This is a genomic window from Streptomyces sp. NBC_01016 (genome assembly GCF_026341035.1).
Lineage (GTDB): Bacteria > Actinomycetota > Actinomycetes > Streptomycetales > Streptomycetaceae > Streptomyces.
Window position 1 is genome coordinate 1,726,796 of sequence record NZ_JAPEOQ010000002.1, and the last position, 17,544, is coordinate 1,744,339.

General features: G+C 71.8%; 16 protein-coding genes and 1 pseudogene. 11 read left to right on the forward strand and 6 right to left on the reverse strand.

The annotated features are described in order from the left end of the window. The first annotated feature begins 135 nt into the window (after positions 1-135). Positions 136-909, forward strand: a complete 774-nt coding sequence (locus OG746_RS34615; RefSeq protein ID WP_266721959.1) for a polyprenol monophosphomannose synthase — start codon at positions 136-138, stop codon at positions 907-909. A gap of 58 nt (positions 910-967) precedes the next feature. Then, positions 968-1,564, forward strand: a complete 597-nt coding sequence (fxsA, locus tag OG746_RS34620; protein ID WP_266721961.1) for an FxsA family membrane protein — start codon at positions 968-970, stop codon at positions 1,562-1,564. Between the two features lie 103 nt (positions 1,565-1,667). Here fxsA and OG746_RS34625 read toward each other — a convergent pair whose 3' ends face one another. The 4 genes from OG746_RS34625 to yczE form a co-directional block, all read right to left on the reverse strand. Beyond that, positions 1,668-2,048: an RNA polymerase-binding protein RbpA gene (locus tag OG746_RS34625; RefSeq protein WP_266721963.1), complete on the reverse strand. Its 381-nt coding sequence runs from the start codon at positions 2,046-2,048 to the stop codon at positions 1,668-1,670. Positions 2,049-2,304: 256 nt separating this feature from the next. Continuing rightward, positions 2,305-3,660 (reverse strand): MFS transporter, encoded by a 1,356-nt coding sequence (locus tag OG746_RS34630; protein ID WP_266721965.1) that lies wholly within the window; start codon positions 3,658-3,660, stop codon positions 2,305-2,307. Positions 3,661-3,706: 46 nt separating this feature from the next. Then, positions 3,707-4,474, reverse strand: a complete 768-nt coding sequence (locus OG746_RS34635; protein WP_266721967.1) for a glycerophosphodiester phosphodiesterase family protein — start codon at positions 4,472-4,474, stop codon at positions 3,707-3,709. Beyond that, positions 4,471-5,181 (reverse strand): membrane protein YczE, encoded by a 711-nt coding sequence (gene yczE, locus OG746_RS34640; protein WP_266721969.1) that lies wholly within the window; start codon positions 5,179-5,181, stop codon positions 4,471-4,473. Before yczE ends, OG746_RS34635 begins: the two co-directional genes overlap by 4 nt. Before the next feature lie 64 nt (positions 5,182-5,245). Here yczE and OG746_RS34645 point away from each other — a divergent pair, with 64 nt between their 5' ends. Next, the gene (locus OG746_RS34645; RefSeq protein WP_266721971.1) at positions 5,246-6,757 is read left to right on the forward strand and encodes an SCO1417 family PLP biosynthesis transcription factor; all 1,512 of its coding nucleotides are present in this window, start codon (positions 5,246-5,248) and stop codon (positions 6,755-6,757) included. 107 nt (positions 6,758-6,864) lie between these two features. On the opposite strand, the gene OG746_RS34650 is transcribed toward OG746_RS34645, so the two are convergent. Further along, a complete protein-coding gene (locus OG746_RS34650) occupies positions 6,865-8,445 on the reverse strand; it encodes a hypothetical protein (protein ID WP_266721973.1) in 1,581 nt (526 codons plus the stop codon). 37 nt (positions 8,446-8,482) lie between these two features. Further along, on the reverse strand, positions 8,483-8,677 hold the full coding sequence (locus OG746_RS34655; protein ID WP_266598445.1) for a hypothetical protein: 195 nt from the start codon (positions 8,675-8,677) through the stop codon (positions 8,483-8,485). A gap of 281 nt (positions 8,678-8,958) precedes the next feature. Between OG746_RS34655 and OG746_RS34660 the strand changes: the two genes are divergently transcribed. The 8 genes and pseudogenes from OG746_RS34660 to OG746_RS34695 all read left to right on the forward strand — a co-directional run bounded on the left by OG746_RS34660 (position 8,959) and on the right by OG746_RS34695 (position 17,501). Beyond that, on the forward strand, positions 8,959-9,351 hold the full coding sequence (locus OG746_RS34660) for an ankyrin repeat domain-containing protein (RefSeq protein ID WP_266721976.1): 393 nt from the start codon (positions 8,959-8,961) through the stop codon (positions 9,349-9,351). Positions 9,352-9,630: 279 nt separating this feature from the next. Then, a complete protein-coding gene (locus OG746_RS34665) occupies positions 9,631-11,043 on the forward strand; it encodes a HEAT repeat domain-containing protein (RefSeq protein WP_266721978.1) in 1,413 nt (470 codons plus the stop codon). A gap of 152 nt (positions 11,044-11,195) precedes the next feature. After that, positions 11,196-12,332, forward strand: a complete 1,137-nt coding sequence (locus tag OG746_RS34670) for a glycosyltransferase family 4 protein (RefSeq protein ID WP_266721980.1) — start codon at positions 11,196-11,198, stop codon at positions 12,330-12,332. Then, positions 12,329-13,480 (forward strand): glycosyltransferase, encoded by a 1,152-nt coding sequence (locus OG746_RS34675; RefSeq protein ID WP_266721981.1) that lies wholly within the window; start codon positions 12,329-12,331, stop codon positions 13,478-13,480. The genes OG746_RS34670 and OG746_RS34675 overlap by 4 nt, the downstream gene beginning before the upstream one ends. Before the next feature lie 99 nt (positions 13,481-13,579). Then, positions 13,580-13,861, forward strand: a pseudogene (locus OG746_RS34680) (hypothetical protein); the annotation flags it as partial. A gap of 45 nt (positions 13,862-13,906) precedes the next feature. After that, positions 13,907-15,109 carry a cysteine desulfurase-like protein gene (locus OG746_RS34685; protein ID WP_266721983.1) on the forward strand — a complete coding sequence of 401 codons (1,203 nt, stop codon included), beginning with the start codon at positions 13,907-13,909 and terminating at the stop codon, positions 15,107-15,109. An 80-nt stretch (positions 15,110-15,189) separates the two neighbouring features. Further along, on the forward strand, positions 15,190-15,882 hold the full coding sequence (locus tag OG746_RS34690) for a GntR family transcriptional regulator (protein WP_266725618.1): 693 nt from the start codon (positions 15,190-15,192) through the stop codon (positions 15,880-15,882). 92 nt (positions 15,883-15,974) lie between these two features. Continuing rightward, positions 15,975-17,501, forward strand: coding sequence for a hypothetical protein (locus OG746_RS34695; protein ID WP_266721985.1), 1,527 nt, complete (start codon positions 15,975-15,977; stop codon positions 17,499-17,501). Positions 17,502-17,544 lie beyond the last annotated feature (43 nt).

Consider the following 17,544-nt stretch of genomic DNA (forward strand, 5'->3'; position numbering starts at 1 on the left):
TCCGCAGTACTCGTAGACAAGTAGTGATTGGTTTCGTTTCCCGCCCTCCACAGCTCACCCAGGGCGCCTTATCGGCGTGAACTGGGGTGCTCGCTATGGTGGTCCCCTTGTGGACGGAAGTTTTAAGGGGAAGCTGTGAGCGACGGCGGCGGGCGGAAATTCGGCCCTCTGGGCACGACCTTGGTGATCATCCCGACCTACAACGAGGCGGAGAACATCAAGCCCGTCGTGGGCCGCGTCCGGGAGTCCGTGCCCGCGGCGCACGTCCTGATCGCCGACGACAACAGCCCGGACGGCACGGGCAAGCTCGCCGACGAGCTGGCCGCGAATGACGAGCAGGTGCACGTCCTGCACCGCACCGGCAAGGAGGGCCTGGGCGCCGCCTACCTCGCGGGCTTCGCCTGGGGCATGGAGCACGACTACGGCGTCCTGGTCGAGATGGACGCCGACGGCTCCCACCAGCCGGAGGAGCTGCCCCGGCTGCTGACCGCACTGAAGGGCGCCGATCTGGTCCTGGGCTCGCGCTGGGTGCCCGGCGGACGGATCGTCAACTGGCCCAAGTCCCGCCAGTTCATCTCCCGCGGCGGCTCCACGTACTCGCGCCTCCTCCTGGACGTCCCGATCCGCGACGTCACCGGCGGCTACCGCGCCTTCCGCCGCGAGACCCTGGAGGGCCTCGGGCTCGACGAGGTCGCCTCGCAGGGCTACTGCTTCCAGGTCGACCTGGCCCGGCGCGCGGTGCGGGAGGGCTATCACGTGGTCGAGGTCCCCATCACCTTCGTGGAGCGCGAGCGCGGCGACTCCAAGATGAGCAAGGACATCGTCGTGGAGGCCCTGTGGCGGGTCACCACGTGGGGTGTGGGGGCGCGGGTGGACAAGGTCCTGGGCCGCAAACCGGACGTCCGCTGAGAGCGATCTTGATTCCCCGCTTACGCCAATCGCACCCGGGCCCAGGCAAACTGGATGCATGACCACTGGCACTCCGCCTCGTAATCCGTCCACCGGGGCCCGGCGCTCCCGGCTCCGCAGGTATCTGCCGCTCGCCGTCGCGGCCTGGATGGTCCTGGAGATCTGGCTGCTGACGGTGGTGGCGGGCGCGATCGGCGGCTTCACGCTCGGCATCCTGCTGGTGGCCGGCATCGTGCTCGGATCCGTGGTGATGAAGTCCGCGGGGCGCCGTGCGTTCCAGAACCTCACCGAGACGCTGCAGCGCCAGCAGAGCGGCTCTCCCGAGGCCTCCAAGCCCCCTGAGCAGCGCTCGCAGGGGAACGGGCTGCTGATGCTCGCCGGGGTCCTCCTGATGATCCCTGGGCTGATCTCGGACGTTCTCGGCCTGCTGCTGCTCGTTCCGCCGCTGCGCACGGCGCTGAGCCGGTACACGGAGCGCAAGGTCGAGCGGAAGATGGGCGCGGCGGCGGGCCCGGGGTCGTTCGGTGACGCGTTCCAGAAGGCCCGGATGCGGCAGTCCGGCAGCACCGTGATCCAGGGCGAGGTGATCAAGGACGACGAGCGTCCGGGGTCGCGCGGGGACGACGCGGACCCGCGGCCGCCGCTCACTCCCTGACGGACTCGCGACGACGGATCCACGACGACGGACCACGACAAACGGCCGGGGCCGGACACACGGTGTGTGTCCGGCCCCGGCCGTTGTGCGGTGTCTCTGGGAGTCAGGCCGACTTGCGTCCGCTGTTGTCCCGCGGGTGCACCGCGATGTTCATCGCGCCCGAACGCAGAACTGCCAGACGCTCCTCGAGGACCTCTTCGAGCTCCTCACGGGTGCGCCGCTCCATCAGCATGTCCCAATGCGTACGAGCCGGCTTCCCCTTCTTCTCCTCAGGGCCGTCGCCGTCAACGAGGAGTGCCTGGGCCCCGCAGACCTTGCACTCCCACTCCGGCGGAATTTCGGCCTCCACCGAGAAGGGCATCTCAAAGCGATGTCCCTTCTCGCATGCGTACTCCACGGCCTGGCGCGGGGCCAGGTCGATGCCGCGGTCCGTCTCGTAGCTGGTCACTACGAGGCGTGTACCGCGAAGAGCTCGCTCACTCATGAATCGTGCCTCCCGGGCTTGTCGCCCACAGGACAGGTGTCGCTGTCGTCGTCATCCGGTCAACGTCCGGTCGGCGGTAAAGATTCCCGGTTCCCGGGTCATGCGTCGCCGTCGTAGCCGCCCCTTGTTGTACCCACCGGTGACCGGTTTGTCACATCTCACGCAGGATGTCACCCAGCGTTTCGCGATCTAGACGTGCAGTAACGGTACGCCTGGCAGGCCAACCGCGTACACTACCGGGATTTGCCTTCAGGTGCTAAATCCGGGCCGGCACGGAATTGCCCGCGTCGCGCACCGCCCGATGGACCGGAACCCTCGCGAGCAGAACAAAACCGATCACGAAGAAGGCGACAAGGGACACGATCGCGTCGCGATAACTCCCGGTCAGCTGGTACGCGAGCCCGAACACCAGGGGCCCCAGCCAGCTCATCCCGCGGTCGCTCATCTCGTATGCGGAGAAGTACTCGGCCTCCTTGCCGGCCGGTACGAGGTGCGAGAAAAGCGAACGGGACAGCGCCTGGGTGCCGCCCAGGACGAGCCCGATGCCGGCGGCGAGCACGAAGAACCACGTCGGCGCCCCGGCAGGCAGGAAGTAGCCGGCCCCGATCGTCACCGTCCACGCCACAAGAGAGCCGAGGATCGTGCGCTTGGCGCCGTACGTACGGGCGAGGCGGCCCATCGCGAGCGCCCCGGCCACCGCCAGGAGCTGCACGAGCAGCACCGCCACGATGAGCGTCGACTGGTCGAGTCCGAGTTCCTCGGAGCCGTACACGGAGGCCTGTGAGATCACCGTCTGCACGCCGTCGTTGTAGACCAAGTAGGCGAGGAGGAAGGAGAGCGTCAGCGGGTGGCGGCGCATGTCCTTCACCGTGGCAAGGAGTTGCTGCGGCCCGGAGGCCGTACCACCGGGCGCGGGCTGTGTGCGCTGGTCGCGCAGGCGGCGTAGCGGCACCACGGTGAACGCGCCCCACCAGACGCCCGCCGACGCCAGACAGATGCGTACCGCCGTCGACTCGGAGACACCGAAGGTGTCGTGGGCCGTGTACAGCACCAGGTTCGCCAGGAGGACGAGGGCGCCGGAGGCGTAACCGAAGGCCCAGCCGCGCGAGGAGACCGCGTCGCGCTCCTCCGGGGGCGCGATCTGCGGCAGGTACGAGTTGTAGAGCACCATCGAGACGGCGAGCGAGGAGTTCGCGATCACGAGGAGAAGGCCGCCCAGTAGATAGCGGTCGCCGTCCAGGAAGAACATCCCGGCCGTCGCCGCCGCGCCTATGTAGGCGCAGAGCGCGAGCAACGGCTTCTTGCGGCCCGTACGGTCCGCGGCCGCGCCCGCGAGGGGCATCACGAAGATCGACAGGATCACCGACAGGGAGACCGAGTACGCGAAGAACGAGCCCGCGCGGACCGGGATGCCCAGGGGGTGCACAAAGCCGTCCGCGTCCGCCGCCGCCTTCGCGACCGAGGTCAGATACGGCCCCAGGAACACCGTCAGGACGCTGGTCGAATAGACCGAGCACGCCCAGTCGTAGAAGTACCAGCCGCGTTGCTCGCGCTTGCGCTCGGCGGCCGCGGAAGCCCTCTGCGCCGTCTCCCGCGCGATCTCGGTCCCCACCCGTGTCCCCTTGCCGTCCCCGCCGTCCGGCGCCGCGGGGTGGCGGTCAGACCCACGTCCCCCGGTCCTTGAGGACGTCCCGCAGCGTCTCGATGTGATCGGAAACTATGCCATCGACCCCGAGGTCGAGAAGTCGCCGCATCTCCTTCTCGTCGTTCACCGTCCACACGTGGACCTGCAGCCCGCGCGCGTGGGCTGCCCGCACGAAGCGGTGGTCGACGACCCGGATCCGCCCGTGCGCCACCGGCACCTGGGCGCAGACCGCGGAGCGGCGCAGCGCGGCCGGAATCCCGCACGAGCGAAGGCGCAGGCCCAGCACGCCCTTGGTGCCGTACGACGTGGCGAGGCGGGGGCCCGCGAGCGCCTGCGCGCGGGCGACGCGCGCCTCGGAGAAGGAGCCGACACAGACGCGGTCCCACGCGCGCGTGCGGCGCAGCAGGTCGAGGAGGGGGACGAGCGCGGGTTCCGCCTTGACGTCCACGTTCCAGCGCGCGTCCGGGAACGACTCCAGCAACTCCTCGAAGAGCGGCACCGGTTCGCTGCCCGCCACGCGCGCGTGGCGCACCGTGGACCATGGGAGGTCGGCGATCCGGCCGCCGCCGTCCGTGACCCGGTCGAGCGTGGTGTCGTGGAAGGCGACGAGGCGCCCGTCGGACGTCGCGTGCACATCGGTCTCGAGGTAGCGGTAGCCGAGGTCCACGGCGCGGCGGAACGCGGCGGCGGTGTTCTCCAGGCCGTCCGCCGCCCCGCCCCGGTGGGCGAGCGCGAGCGGACCCGGGTGGTCGAGGTAGGGATGGCGTACGCGCGAGGTCACCGTCGCAGTATGGCCCGCCGGGGTGTGCCGCCGGCGACCGCGGTGGGGCCTGCGGGCGACGTGGGGACGGCGAAGACGCGCAGGAAGAACTGGGCCAGCGGGCCGATCGTCAGGGCGTACAGAACGGTGCCCACGCCGATCGTGCCGCCGAGCAGGAAGCCGCTCGCCACGACGGCGATCTCGATGACCGTGCGCATCAGGCGGATCGAGCGGCCGGTGCGCTGGTGGAGTCCGGTCATCAGGCCGTCGCGCGGGCCGGGGCCGAACTTCGCCGCAATGTAGAGGCCGGTCGCGGCACCGTTGAGCACGATGCCTGCCAGCATCAAGGGGATGCGCACTCCGTAGGAGTGCGGATCCGGGACGACCGCGAGCGTGCCGTCGATCGCGAGGCCCACCACGAAGACGTTCGAGACGGTGCCGAGGCCGGGCCGCTGCCGCAGCGGGATCCACAGGAGCAGCACGATCGCGCCCGCGATGATCGACACGACGCCGATGGAGATGCCCGTCAGCTCGGCGAGCCCCTGATGCAGCACGCCCCAGGGCTCCAGGCCGAGTCCCGCCTCCACGAGGAGCGCCGAACTCGCGCCGTACAGCGCGAGACCTACGTAGAGCTGCACGAGGCGGCGGACGAGCGGGCCGCCTCGCGGCGGAGTGGACGGTGACGCGGACAAGGTGAGCCCCTCAGTGGTGGTAGTGGCCTGACGCATGACACTCTGTGGCGTGGAATTGGATGCCAACCATGGCCAATTCGGGGAAGGTGGACTGGCTCGCATGGCTCAGTGGACTTCGGCGATCGGCTCGACCCAGCTCGCCTGGCTGCTCACCTCGCAGCAGCCGCGCCCCGCGGGCCCCGGCACCCGCCGCCCGCCCGCCTACCGCGCCCTCGCCGACGGCATCCGCCTGCTCGTCCTCGAGGGCCGCGTCCCGGTAGCCACGCGGCTTCCTGCCGAGCGCGAACTGGCCCAGGCACTCTCGGTGAGCCGCACCACGGTCGCGGCCGCCTACGAGGCGCTGCGCGGCGAGGGCTTCCTGGAGTCCCGCAGGGGAGCGGGCAGCTGGACCGCTGTGCCCGCCGGGAACCCGCTTCCCGCGCGCGGCCTGGAACCCCTGCCGCCCGAGGCCCTCGGCTCCATGATCGACCTCGGCACGGCGGCCCTGCCCGCCCCCGAACCGTGGCTGACCCGCGCCGTACAGGGCGCTCTGGAAGAACTGCCGCCGTACGCCCACACCCACGGCGACTACCCGGCGGGGCTGCCCGCGCTGCGCACCATGATCGCCGAGCGGTACACCGCGCACGGCATCCCGACCATGCCCGAACAGATCATGGTCACGACCGGTGCGATGGGCGCCATCGACGCGATCTGTCACCTCTTCGCGGGCCGTGGCGAACGCGTGGCCGTGGAATCACCTTCGTACGCGAACATCCTTCAACTGATGCGCGAGGCGGGCCTCAGGCTCGTGCCCGTCGCCATGGCTGACGGGCTCCAGGGCTGGGACCTAGAGCGCTGGCGCCAGGTACTGCGCGAGGCGGCGCCCCGGCTCGCTTACGTAGTCGCCGATTTCCACAATCCGACGGGCGCGCTAGCCGACGAGGAGCAGCGCCGCTCACTGGTGGACTCCGCGCGCGCGGCGGGCACCGTCCTGGTGGTCGACGAGACCATGACGGAGCTGCACTTCGACGGGGAGGACAGCGTGAGTGCGGCCGTGCCGCGCCGGGTCTGTGCGTTCGACCCCGCGGGCTCCACGGTGATCACGGTCGGCTCGGCCAGCAAGGCGTTCTGGGCGGGCATGCGGATCGGCTGGGTGCGGGCCGCGCCCGACGTCATCCGCAGCCTGGTCGCCGCCCGCGCGTACGCGGACCTCGGCACCCCGGTCCTGGAGCAGCTGGCGGTGAACTGGCTGCTGAACACCGGGGGTTGGGAGGAGGCCGTCGCGCTGCGGCGCGCACAGGCGCGCGGGAACCGTGACGCGCTCGTGGCCGCCGTGCGGCGGGAGCTGCCCGACTGGGAGTTCGAGGTGCCGAACGGGGGCCTCACCCTGTGGGTGAAGGCCGGTGGCCTGTCTGGCTCGCGCCTCGCCGAGCTCGGCGAGCGGGTCGGGGTGCGGGTCCCCTCGGGGCCACGCTTCGGCGTCGACGGGGCCTTCGAGGGGTACGTACGGCTGCCGTTCACCGTGGGCGGCGCCGTGGCCGACGAGGCGGCGGCGCGGCTCGCGGCGGCGGCGCAGCTCGTCCGGGACGGTCAGGGCGCGGGCGGGGACGTACCGCGCACCCTGATCGCGTAGCCGGCTAGGGCCCTCATGGAGGGCGCTGCTTCCTTCGTGTGGAGCCCTGCTTGTTCTTATCTGTGGAGCCCAGCCTTCAGCGCTTTCTTTCCTGTGGAGCCCAGCCTTCAGCGCTCGGCCAGCGCCTCGGCCTCCTCGGGCACCGCTTCGACCGGGGTCTCCATGGCCGCGTCGGCCGGCGTGTTGCGCTCCGGGAGGAGCGCCGCGACCGCCTGCCGGTGGACCTCGCTCGTCGCGTCGTCGTACGGGTCCGGGGTGGCGGGGACCTGGAGGCGATGGACCGGCCCTGTGCCCAGGCGGGCGTAGCCGCGGCCCGCCGGGATGTCAGCGGTGGGCGTCGTCTGCGGCACCGTGCCGAGCACGTCCTGCAGCTCCTCCGGAGTGGCCGGGCCGAGCACCACGCGCGCGCGGGTGTGCTGCCTGACCGGGTCGATCAGGGCGTCGAGGCTGTCGAACTGCTCGGCCACGACGACCGTCACACCGGCCGCGCGGCCGTGCCTGAGAGGCACCTGGAGCAGCGTCTGCGGGTCCTTGCGGCCGTCCGCGGCGGCGAGGTGACCCAGGGCGCTCGGACGGTCCAGCAGGATCCACAGCGGGCGCTTGATGTCGTCCGGGGTGGGGTGCCCGGCCTGTCGCGCCCGGTTCGCGGCGATCAGTCGCCGCTCCGTCTCGTGTGCCGCCCATTCGAGGCTGGTCAGCGCACCGGCAAGACCGCACTCCACGGCGAGCACCCCGGAGCGGCCGACCAGGCACGCGTAGTCGCCCGTCCCGCTGCCCTCGACGATCAGCACGTCACCGTGGCGCAGCGCCTGGAGTGCCACGGAACGCAGCAGGGACGTCGTGCCGCTGCCCGGCTGCCCCGCGACCAGCAGGTGGGGCTCGGTGGAGCGGACGCCGGTGCGCCACACGACAGGCGGCACGTCCCGTTCCTCCTCGCCCGCCATCACCGGCAGCGTGCGCTGAACGCCGGTCCCGTCGGTGAAGCCGAGAACGGTCTCACCGGGCGAGGTCACGAAGGGCTGGGCGGCGATGTCCGTGGGCAGCGGGTCGAGCACGTTCACCGTCAGGTGGTTGCCCTCCTCGTCCCACGCGAAGTGGTACTCGCGGCCCCGGCCGAGCTTGGCGTGCAGCAGCTGCTCGATCCGGGCCCGCGATGCCGCCTCCCCGTCCGTGAAGTACGCGGGGTAGCGGATGTCGATCCGGTCGACGCGGCCGTCGCCGTCGAAGTCGAACGTCTCGAAGGCCTTCTCCCAGTCGCCACCGTGCGCGTAGAGCGGGCTCGGGTCGTCGGCTACGGAGAAGTACGGTACAAGCGCCTCGTAGAGGGACGAGAGGCGCTGTACCTGCGAATCGTCGGGGCCGGTCTGCTCCGGCGGCTTCGGATCGCGCCCCTTCCATCCGGCCGCCGCCATCAGGGTGATGAGCGCCAGCAGCGGACCGTATGGAATGAACACCACGACCAGGACGACGGCGGCCACCAGGAAGAGCAGCGGTCCGCGCCGCTCCTTGGGGGTGTTCGCCCACTTCTGCCGCCCGGCACCGGCCAGGCGGCGCAGCCCACGGCTGACCGTGATGAGGGGGTGGAGTACGTCGGTGGCACCGTCGGCGGCCGTCCGAGCCATGTCCCGGCTCCGGGCGATCGTGGCGCTGCCGTTGCTCAGAATGCGGGGGAGTGGGCGCCTGGCCACGTCGTTCTCCTGAAGGTGTGTGCGGGTGAGTGGTCCGTCAGAACTTGATCCCGCCGAGCAGGCTGGCGAGGCTCTGGCCGCCCGCCTTGATGCTCGGGGCGATGGCAGTGCCCGCCAAGTAGAAGCCGAAGAGGGCGCAGACCAGTGCGTGCGAGGCCTTCAGGCCGTCCTTGCGGAAGAACAAGAAGACGATGATGCCGAGCAGCACGACGCCCGAGATGGACAGGATCATGAGGGTTCTCCTGGTTGATGGGGACAGTCACCATGAGTTCTTCCAGGCTCACAGCATGTATCTATACGACAAAAGGTGCAAATGGGTGGAAATTCGTAGCTTTCACCCAATTGACCGGCCGCTGTTGAGCCGCCCGAGCGTGCTGCCGGACGTCCGTCCGCACTCTTCGTGATCTTTGCCTCGGTGGGGTCGGGTCATGTGCCCGACCGGGCAGTACCCTGTCGATTCACTCGTACGGCTGCACAGCCGTACCGGCACGTATGAGAAAGGCGGTCCGCCCGATGAGCGAAGCCCCCGACCCGGAGGTCGTGGAGCTGGCCACCAAGATCTTCGACCTCGCGCGACGCGGCGAGACGGAGGCTCTCGTGGGCTACGTGGACGCCGGGGTGCCGGCGAACCTCACGAACGACCGGGGTGACACGCTCGTCATGCTCGCCGCCTACCACGGGCACGCCGAGGCGGTGCGTGCCCTCCTGGAGCGCGGCGCCGAGGCCAACCGCGCCAACGACAAGGGCCAGACCCCGCTCGCGGGCGCCGTCTTCAAGGGCGCCGACGACGTGATCAGGGCGCTGCTCGACGGGGGCGCCGATCCGGCCGCGGGGACCCCTTCGGCGGTCGACACGGCCCGGATGTTCGGCAAGACGGAGCTCGTCGACCTCTTCGGAACCTCCTGACACACCGGCTCTGACCAGGCAAAACGGGGGTGCGGGAAATGTGGTCGCGGTGGCTTGAGTCGCTGGGTCATGATGACGGCGTGATTTACGGACGCGAGGCCGGGGCAGGTGGTGCCCACGTGCAGAGCGGGCCGTGAACGGCCCGGTTCCGGGCCTTGGACGAGAGGCAGAGAAATGGGTAGCAGCAAGCAAGAGACGGCGGGCGCTCCGACGTGTTGTCGCGTGGCCAGGTAGGTGAGCATCCCGGTTGCGTCGACGCTTGATTTGAGGCTGTTTCCCATGTTCGAACCGGTCATAGCGCCCAGCGGTACGCTGCTCGGCCTGCTGCAGCGGGGCCGCGGCGACGGCACGCTGCACGCGCTGACGGCGCCGCGTGCCGAGGCGCTCGCGGCTCTCAATCACTGTGTGCTGAGCGACCCCCGCCACGACTGGCAGGTGGAGAACCGCTCGCTGTACTACGCCCGGCTCTACGTCGATCTCCATGGCGAGCTCGACGAGATCGAGCGGCACCTCTTCGACCCCGAGGACCTCCTCGACACCGAGGAGTCACGTACGGGCCTGGCGCTCGCGGTCCTCGGTCACCTCGCCTCCTACGGAAGGCGGGACGCCCTGGAGCTGCTGCGCAGGTACGCCGCCGTGGGCGGCAACTGGGCCTGGGCGCTCGACGAGCTGGCTCTGCGCGACGACGACGCGGGCCTGCGTGCGCTCGCCGAGCCGGTCCTCGCCCGCTTCCCGGCCGACGCCGAGGCCGAGCTCGCCGTCGTCGTACGCGACGCCTTCGAGCCGCGACCCTGGCGTCTGTGGGCCGAGGATCCGCGGCCGCATGTGGGGGCACGCGTGCGTGCCGCGCAGGAAACCGGATCCTTCGACCGCTGGCAGCGGCAGATGCGTCCTGCGGGGCCGCGCCCCGAGTGGAGCGTGCAAGCCGTCTTCGACTGGGCCCAGGAGGGCTTCGAGCGCGGCGCCGTCCTGTACGTGCCCGCCGCCCGCTGCCTGACCGCCGTGGCGGGTCCCGAGGACCACGCCGAGATCGTGCGGGCCGCGCAGGACGGGACCGACGGGGCGCGCTGCACCGCCCTTCGCTACCTCGCCGACATGCACGATCCGGGCGTACTCGATCTCATCGAGGCTGCCGTGGAGGCGCCGTCCCGCGTGGTCGTGGACGCCGCGCTGGACGCCTTCGAGCGGATGCGCAGCGTCGCCGCCGTGCAGCGGGCCCGGCAGTGGGCCCCCCGGCCGGACGCGCTCGGCGCCGCCGCGGGCCGCATGCTCGCCTGCAGGGGCGGTGCCCAGGACGGCGAGCTCGTCCTCGCCTCCCTACGGGAGGCAGTACGCGGCGACGGCCCCGACGCCCCCACCCTCTGGCCGCTCGTCGACGGGGCGGGACGGCTCGGCATCGTCTGCGCCGCCCCCGTGCTGCGGCACATCTACCGCGAGACGGCGTCCTCGCATCTGCGCGGGCGCGCCGCCTGCGCGCTCGCCGCCACCGATCCCTCCTTCCCCGCCGGGTTCGCCGTCGAGTGCCTGTGGGACTGCGAGGAGAGCACCCGCGAGGTCGCCGCGCGGCACGCCGAGACGGGCGATGCCCGCGTCGTCGATCAACTGCGCCGCCTCGCCGCCGATCCGGCCGAGGAGGACGAGGTGCAGACCGCGGTCCGCAGCAGGATCGGTCCCGACGCCCCGGCGTTGTGACGCGCTGATTTCCGGGAGGTGGCCCTTCGGTGAGGGGCCACCTCCTGCTCGTTCACCTGCGGTTTTCACCGGCGGCCAACGCTCACGGACCGTTCCTCGCCAGGAAAGATCGACTTTGACGTGAGCACGTCCGGCGGGGCGACAAACCCCGTATGCGTATCGTCATCGTGACCGAGTCCTTCCCGCCCGACATCAACGGTGTGGCGCACTGCGCCCTGCAGACCGCGCGCCATCTGGCCGCCCGCGGCCACGACCCCCTCGTCGTCGCCCCCGCCACCCCCGCCGCGCCGGAGGCGGACGCGGCGGCGCCCTGCCCTGTCGTCCGGGTGCCGTCCCTGCCGCTGCCCGGCTATCCGCAGGTCCGTGTCGCACTGCCGGGGCGCCGCCTCGTGCAGACCGTGGCCGCGCACCGGGCCGAACTCGTCCATCTGGCAAGCCCGTTCGTGCTCGGTATGCGCGGCATGGCGGCCGCGACCCGGTTGCGCGTGCCCGCCGTGGCCGTCTACCAGACCGACCTGGCGGGCTATGCGCGTACGTACGTGGGGGTGGGTGAGAGTGCGGCCTGGCGGCGGATCCGCACCGTGCACGCCGCCGCGGACCGCACCCTCGCGCCTTCCACCACCGCGCAGCGCGACCTGGAGGCGCACGGGGTGCCACGGGTGCGGCTGTGGCCGCGTGGGGTCGACGCCGTACGGTTCCGGCCCGCGAGGCGCTGCGAGCTCCTCCGTGCCGAGCTGGCGCCGCGTGGGGAGCTGCTCGTCGGGTACGTGGGGCGGCTCGCGCCGGAGAAGCACGTGGAGCTCCTGGCGCGGGTCTGCGGCCTCGACGGTGTGCGCGTCGTCGTGGTGGGCGACGGGCCGAGCGAGACGTCCCTGCGCGGCGCGCTGCCCGGCGCGCTCTTCCTGGGGCGGCGCACCGGGGGCGAACTCGCCCGGATCTTCGCCGCGTTGGACGTGTTCGTGCACACAGGGCCCTACGAAACGTTCTGCCAGACGGTGCAGGAGGCCATGGCGAGCGGGGTGCCGGTGATCGCCCCGGCGGCCGGCGGTCCCCTCGACCTCGTCGCGCACGGCAGGACCGGGATGCTCGTACCTCCTGGCGACCCGGAGGCGTTGCGTGACGCCGTGTGGGCGCTCTCCGGGGACCCCGGGCTGCGTGCCACATACGGAAGCGCCGGGCGGGCCGCTGTGTCCGGGCGCAGTTGGGAGGCCGTGGGCGACCTCCTGGTCGAGCACTACGTAGAAGTGCTGCATGCGCGGCAGGCCGGGACCGGGGCGGTGGCGGCATGAGCGGGCGCCTGCGGATCGTACGGCTCGCGAACTTCGTCGCCCCCGCGTCCGGCGGGCTGCGGACCGCGCTACGAGAACTGGGTGCGGGGTACCTGGCGGCCGGGCACGAGCCGGTGCTGATCGTGCCGGGGGAGCGGCTCTCGGACACGGAGACGCCTCAAGGCCGCGTCATTACGTTGCCGGGGGCGCCGCTCCCCGCGACCGGCGGCTACCGCGTCCTGACCGACCGGCAGCGCGTGGCACGGCTGTTGGAGCGGTTGCGCCCGGACCGGCTGGAAGTGTCGGACCGGACGACGCTGCGCTGGACCGGTGAGTGGGCACGCCGCGCGCGGGTGCCGGCCGTGATGGTCTCCCACGAGACCGCCCATGGAGTGCTGCGCACGTGGGGCATGCCCGAGCGCGCCACGCGGCGGGCCGCCGACGTGCTCAACGTCCGTACGGCGCACGCCTACACGCGCGTGGTGTGCACCACGGAGTGGGCCGAGCGCGAGTTCGTGCGGATCGGGGCGCGCAACGTGGTCCGGGCGCCGCTCGGCGTCGATCTCGTGCGGTGCCGGCTGGGGGAGCGGAGCGCGGAGGTGCGTGCGCGGTACGCGCGCGTGGACGAGGTGCTGCTCTTCATGTGCACACGGCTCTCCGTGGAGAAGCGACCGGGCATCGGCCTCGACACCGTGGCGCGCCTGCGCCGCTCCGGTGTGCCCGCCCGGCTCCTCGTGGCGGGCGACGGGCCCCTGCGGTCGCGGCTCGAACAACGCGCGCGGGCCCGGCTGTTGCCGGTCGACTTCCTTGGGCACGTTGCCGACCCGGTCGCGCTGGCGGCCCTGCAGGCCACGGCCGATGTGTGCCTGGCCCCGGGGCCCGCAGAGACGTTCGGGCTCGCCGCCCTGGAAGCGCTGGCCTGCGGGACACCGGTCGTCGTCAGCGCGTCCTCGGCGCTGCCGGAGGTGATCGGCGGGGCAGGGGTCGTGGCCGAGGACAACGGTGCGGCGTTCGCGGCAGCCGTCCGGGACGTGCTCGGGCGGCCCACGGGACAACGTAGGGAAAGGGCACGCGCGCGTGCCGAGTGTTTCGGGTGGGACGTCGCCGTGGACGCCTTCCTGGCGGCGCACGACGCACCCGTTCAGGTTCCGGCTGGGGGCGCGGCATGAAGGCGCTCAGGGTCGCCGCGCACCACAGGCCGGCGGCGCGGGTCGGCGCGGGCCGTTCCGGCTCGACGTCGGGCGCCGGGCCGAGCGCCTCCCCCCAGGCTCGCCACGGCGGGCACCGGCTGGGTCGCGCGGCGCTGCGCCGACCTGCTGCCCGGGCTCCTGGCGCTCGCCGCGGACGAGGTGCGGCACGATATGCGCGGCACCGGCGCCCGTCTCGACCTGCGGGCCTCCGCGGGAGTTGCGGCGGCGCTCGCCTCGATGTCGGGTCTGGAGGTGCCAATGGGCTCGGGTCTGGAGGTGTCGCTTCGGGCTTGCGATCATGTGACGGGAGTCGCGGGAGCGGCTCCGGGTACGAGCCAGCCGTGCGAGGTCTGCCCCTGACCGGGAGCGGGCCCCGTATCGCCTACGCACCATAGGAGTTGAGCCATGGCCCTCGACATCGCCGCCGTCCGCGCACAGATCCCCGCCCTGAAGTCCGGCACGGCCCGCTTCGACGCGCCGGGCGGCACCCAGATGCCTGCGCCGGTCATCGACGCCGTCACCGCCGCGCTGACCGGCCCGCTGGCGAACCGGGGGCAGACTACGGAGGGCGAGCGCCGTGCCGACGGGATCGTCGTCGAGGCCCGCGCGGCGCTGGCCGATCTGCTCGGCACCACCCCCGGGACCGTCGTGTTCGGGCGCAGCGCCACACAGCTCGTCTACGACCTGTCCCGGACGCTCGCCAAGACCTGGGGGCCGGGTGACGAGGTGGTCGTCACCCGGCTCGACCACGATTCCAACATCCGCCCGTGGATCCAGGCGGCCGAGGCGGCGGGCGCCACCGTACGGTGGGCCGACTTCGACCCGGAGTCGGGGGAGCTGCGGCCCGAGCACCTCAAGGCGGTGCTTTCGGAACGTACCCGCCTGGTGGCCGTGACCGCCGCGTCCAACCTGATAGGCACGCGTCCCGACCTGTCGGCCCTGGCCGCCCTCACCCACGAAGTGGGCGGGCTGTTCCACGTGGATGCAGTGCACTACGCCTCGCATGCCGTGGTCGACCTGGTGGCGCTCGGCGCGGACACGCTGGTCTGCTCGCCCTACAAGTTCCTCGGCCCGCATCTGGGCGTGCTCACCGGCCGCGCCGAACTGCTGGAGTCGCTGCGTCCCGACAAGCTGCTGCCGTCCAGCGACGCCGTACCGGAGCGCTTCGAACTCGGCACGCTTCCTTACGAGTTGCTGGCGGGTGCGAGCGCCGCCGTGGACTTCCTCGCGGACCTGGACGTGGGCGCGCGCGGCAGCCGCAGGGAGCGCCTCGTCGCCTCCTTCGCAGCTCTGGAGGAACACGAGGAGGTGCTGCGGCAGCGCATGGAGCGAGGACTCGCGGACCTCGGCGGCGTCACCCTGTACTCGCGTGCGGAGCGGCGCACCCCGACCCTCCTGTTCACGGTCGAGGGCCGGAGCCCGGCCGAGATCTCCCGGCACTTGGCCGATCACGGCATCGACGCCCCCGCCGGCTCCTTCTACGCGCTGGAGGCCTCGCGGCGGCTCGGCCTCGGCGACACGGGCGGTGTCCGCGTGGGCCTCGCCCCCTACAGCAGCGCGGAGGACGTGGAGCGGCTGCTCACGGCTCTGAAGGCGGTCGTGTCCTGAGGCGTTCGAGGCGTCGTTGAACGATCCATCGATACCACGTTGTCTCGTTCCGGGAACTGCGCTTGAATTCGGCCGTGGCCATGGACGAACTCAACGCCCTCGCGGACGACCGCGCGCTGCTGGGACGCACCAGCACCGCGGAGCGCGTCGCGGACATCCTGCGGAACCGGATCGCGGAAGGCTACTTCCCGCCCGGCACGCGCCTGTCGGAGGACAGCATCGGAGGCGCCCTCGGGGTGTCGCGCAATACGCTCCGTGAGTCGTTCCGGCTGCTCACGCACGAGCGGCTGCTCGAACACCGGCTGAACCGCGGGGTCTTCGTGCGCGTCCTGAGCGTCGACGACGTCGAGGACATCTACCGGACCCGGCGCATGGTCGAGTGCGCCGTCGTACGGTCCCTGGGAGACCCGCCGTACGCACTCGACCGGGTCGCCGGAGCCGTCACCGACGGACACCGGGCGGCCGAGCGGCGCGAGTGGAAGAGCGTCTCGACCGCCAACATCCACTTCCACCGTGAACTCGTCGCCCTGGCACGCAGCGAGCGCACCGACGAACTGATGCGCAGCGTCCTGGCCGAGCTGCGCCTGGCGTTCCACGTCGTGGACGACCCGCAGCGCCTCCACGAGCCGTACCTGGCGCGCAATCTGGAACTCGTCGAGATGCTGCGCGAGGGGCGCAGGGACACGGCTGAGACGCTGCTCGGCGAGTACCTCGACGACTCCCGCGACGGGCTCGTCGAGGCGTACCGGCAGCGGATGCCGAAGGACGGCTAGCCGCCTTTCGCGGCCCGTCGCGGGCAGGCCCGAAAGCCGTCGCATCTGCGCCGTTTCGACCGTTGTCAGACCCAGCGCATACCCTGTGCTCCGTGACTTCGCCTGCCAGCACGGAATCCGTTCCGCCCCAGCTCAGCGCGGGGCCGCGCCCCGCACCGGGCCCGGCCGCCGACGAAGGGCTCGCGCGCCGCCTTCGCGCGCTCGCGTGCACCGCGCCGCTGCACGATCTGGACGTGCGCAAGGCCAATCTCGCGGGCGAGTACTCGACGTACGGGATGGCGGAGGTGGCGCTGTCCGCCATCGACCTCGTCACACTGAACATGGACTTCGACACGGGCGCCGACCACGAGCAGATAGTGGCCAGGCTCGTTCCCCGCATCGCGGCACAGGCCCCGCAGCGGCCTTCCGCCGAGCACGAGCGGGTGGCCCGCTGGGTCCTGGAGAACCTGATCAACGTCGGCAGCGTGGACCGCGGCTTCCGCGCCGTGTACGGCACGTTCGCGCAGGACGGCTCCTACGTACGGCGTGACTACGACTTCAAGCTGATCGAGGAGGTCCCCGGCTACGGGGGCAGCGTCTACCTGCGCACGACGGACGAGGCGGTGAACGTCCTGGTCGGCGCCCTCGACACGGACGTCACCAGCGCGCAGATCGCCGCCGAGGTCAAGCTGGAGGTGCTGATCAGCCGCGGCCGGCTCGCGGACGCGCAGCTCGCCGCCGAGCAGGCCAGGTACCGGACCGTGCAGTACTCGGAGACGCTCCGCAAGGCGCTGGACGCGACGCGCCGCAATGTGCGCGCCGTCGACTGGCTGCAGGCCGTGCCCGACATGATCGCCGAGGCGCTCGACCACGTCGCGGACCGCTACCGGCACGAGAACGCGATCCTGACGAACATCCGCAAGGCCCGTGACGAGTCGGAGGAGCCGGAGCAGAAGCGCCGCGCCGCCGAGCTCGTCGACATCGTCAAGGACTGCATCCGCCGTCATACGCAGCTGCAGTCGCGCCTCCTGGAGGCCGGCCCGCTGTTCCGCGCCGAGCAGGACCGGCAGGCCTTCACGGCGCCCTCCGCGCGCGTGGGCCTCGATCTGTACGGGCAGCTCCTCGCGCCGCTGCTGCCGCTGCCGGTGGAGAGCGCGAAGAAGGCCACCGACGCGTTCTTCGCGCGCGGCACCGGGCTTCGTACGCCCGTGTCCGTACGCGTCGGCGACCTGGTCGACATACTGCTCACGCCGCCCATGGAGCGTGAGCACCTCGGCGCGGAGATGCCCGAGCCGGACCTCATCGCCACGCCGGACGACAGCCGGTTCAGCGAGGAGCAGCTCGCGGGCGCCATGGAGCTGCTCGACCTGCCGTCGGACGCGCCGCGCCGGCTGTCCGGGCTGCTCGCCGACGCCCGCAAGCGCGATGCCGAACTGCCGTACTTGGTGGCCCTGTTGGCGGTCCACGCCGCGAGCCCGCCGGTCGGCACGGCCTACCGCCAGGGCGAGGAGAAGCTGCTGTTCGCCGTGGACGACGGCACCGAGCTCGACGACCCGGAGTTCGGCGGCGCCGACCTCATCGTGGGAATGGCCCTGCTCGACGCGGTCGGGATGGCCGCCGGCCGGACGGAGGCCGCGTGATGGCGACCCACCTCTACGTAGCGCGCATGAACGACGTAGTCCG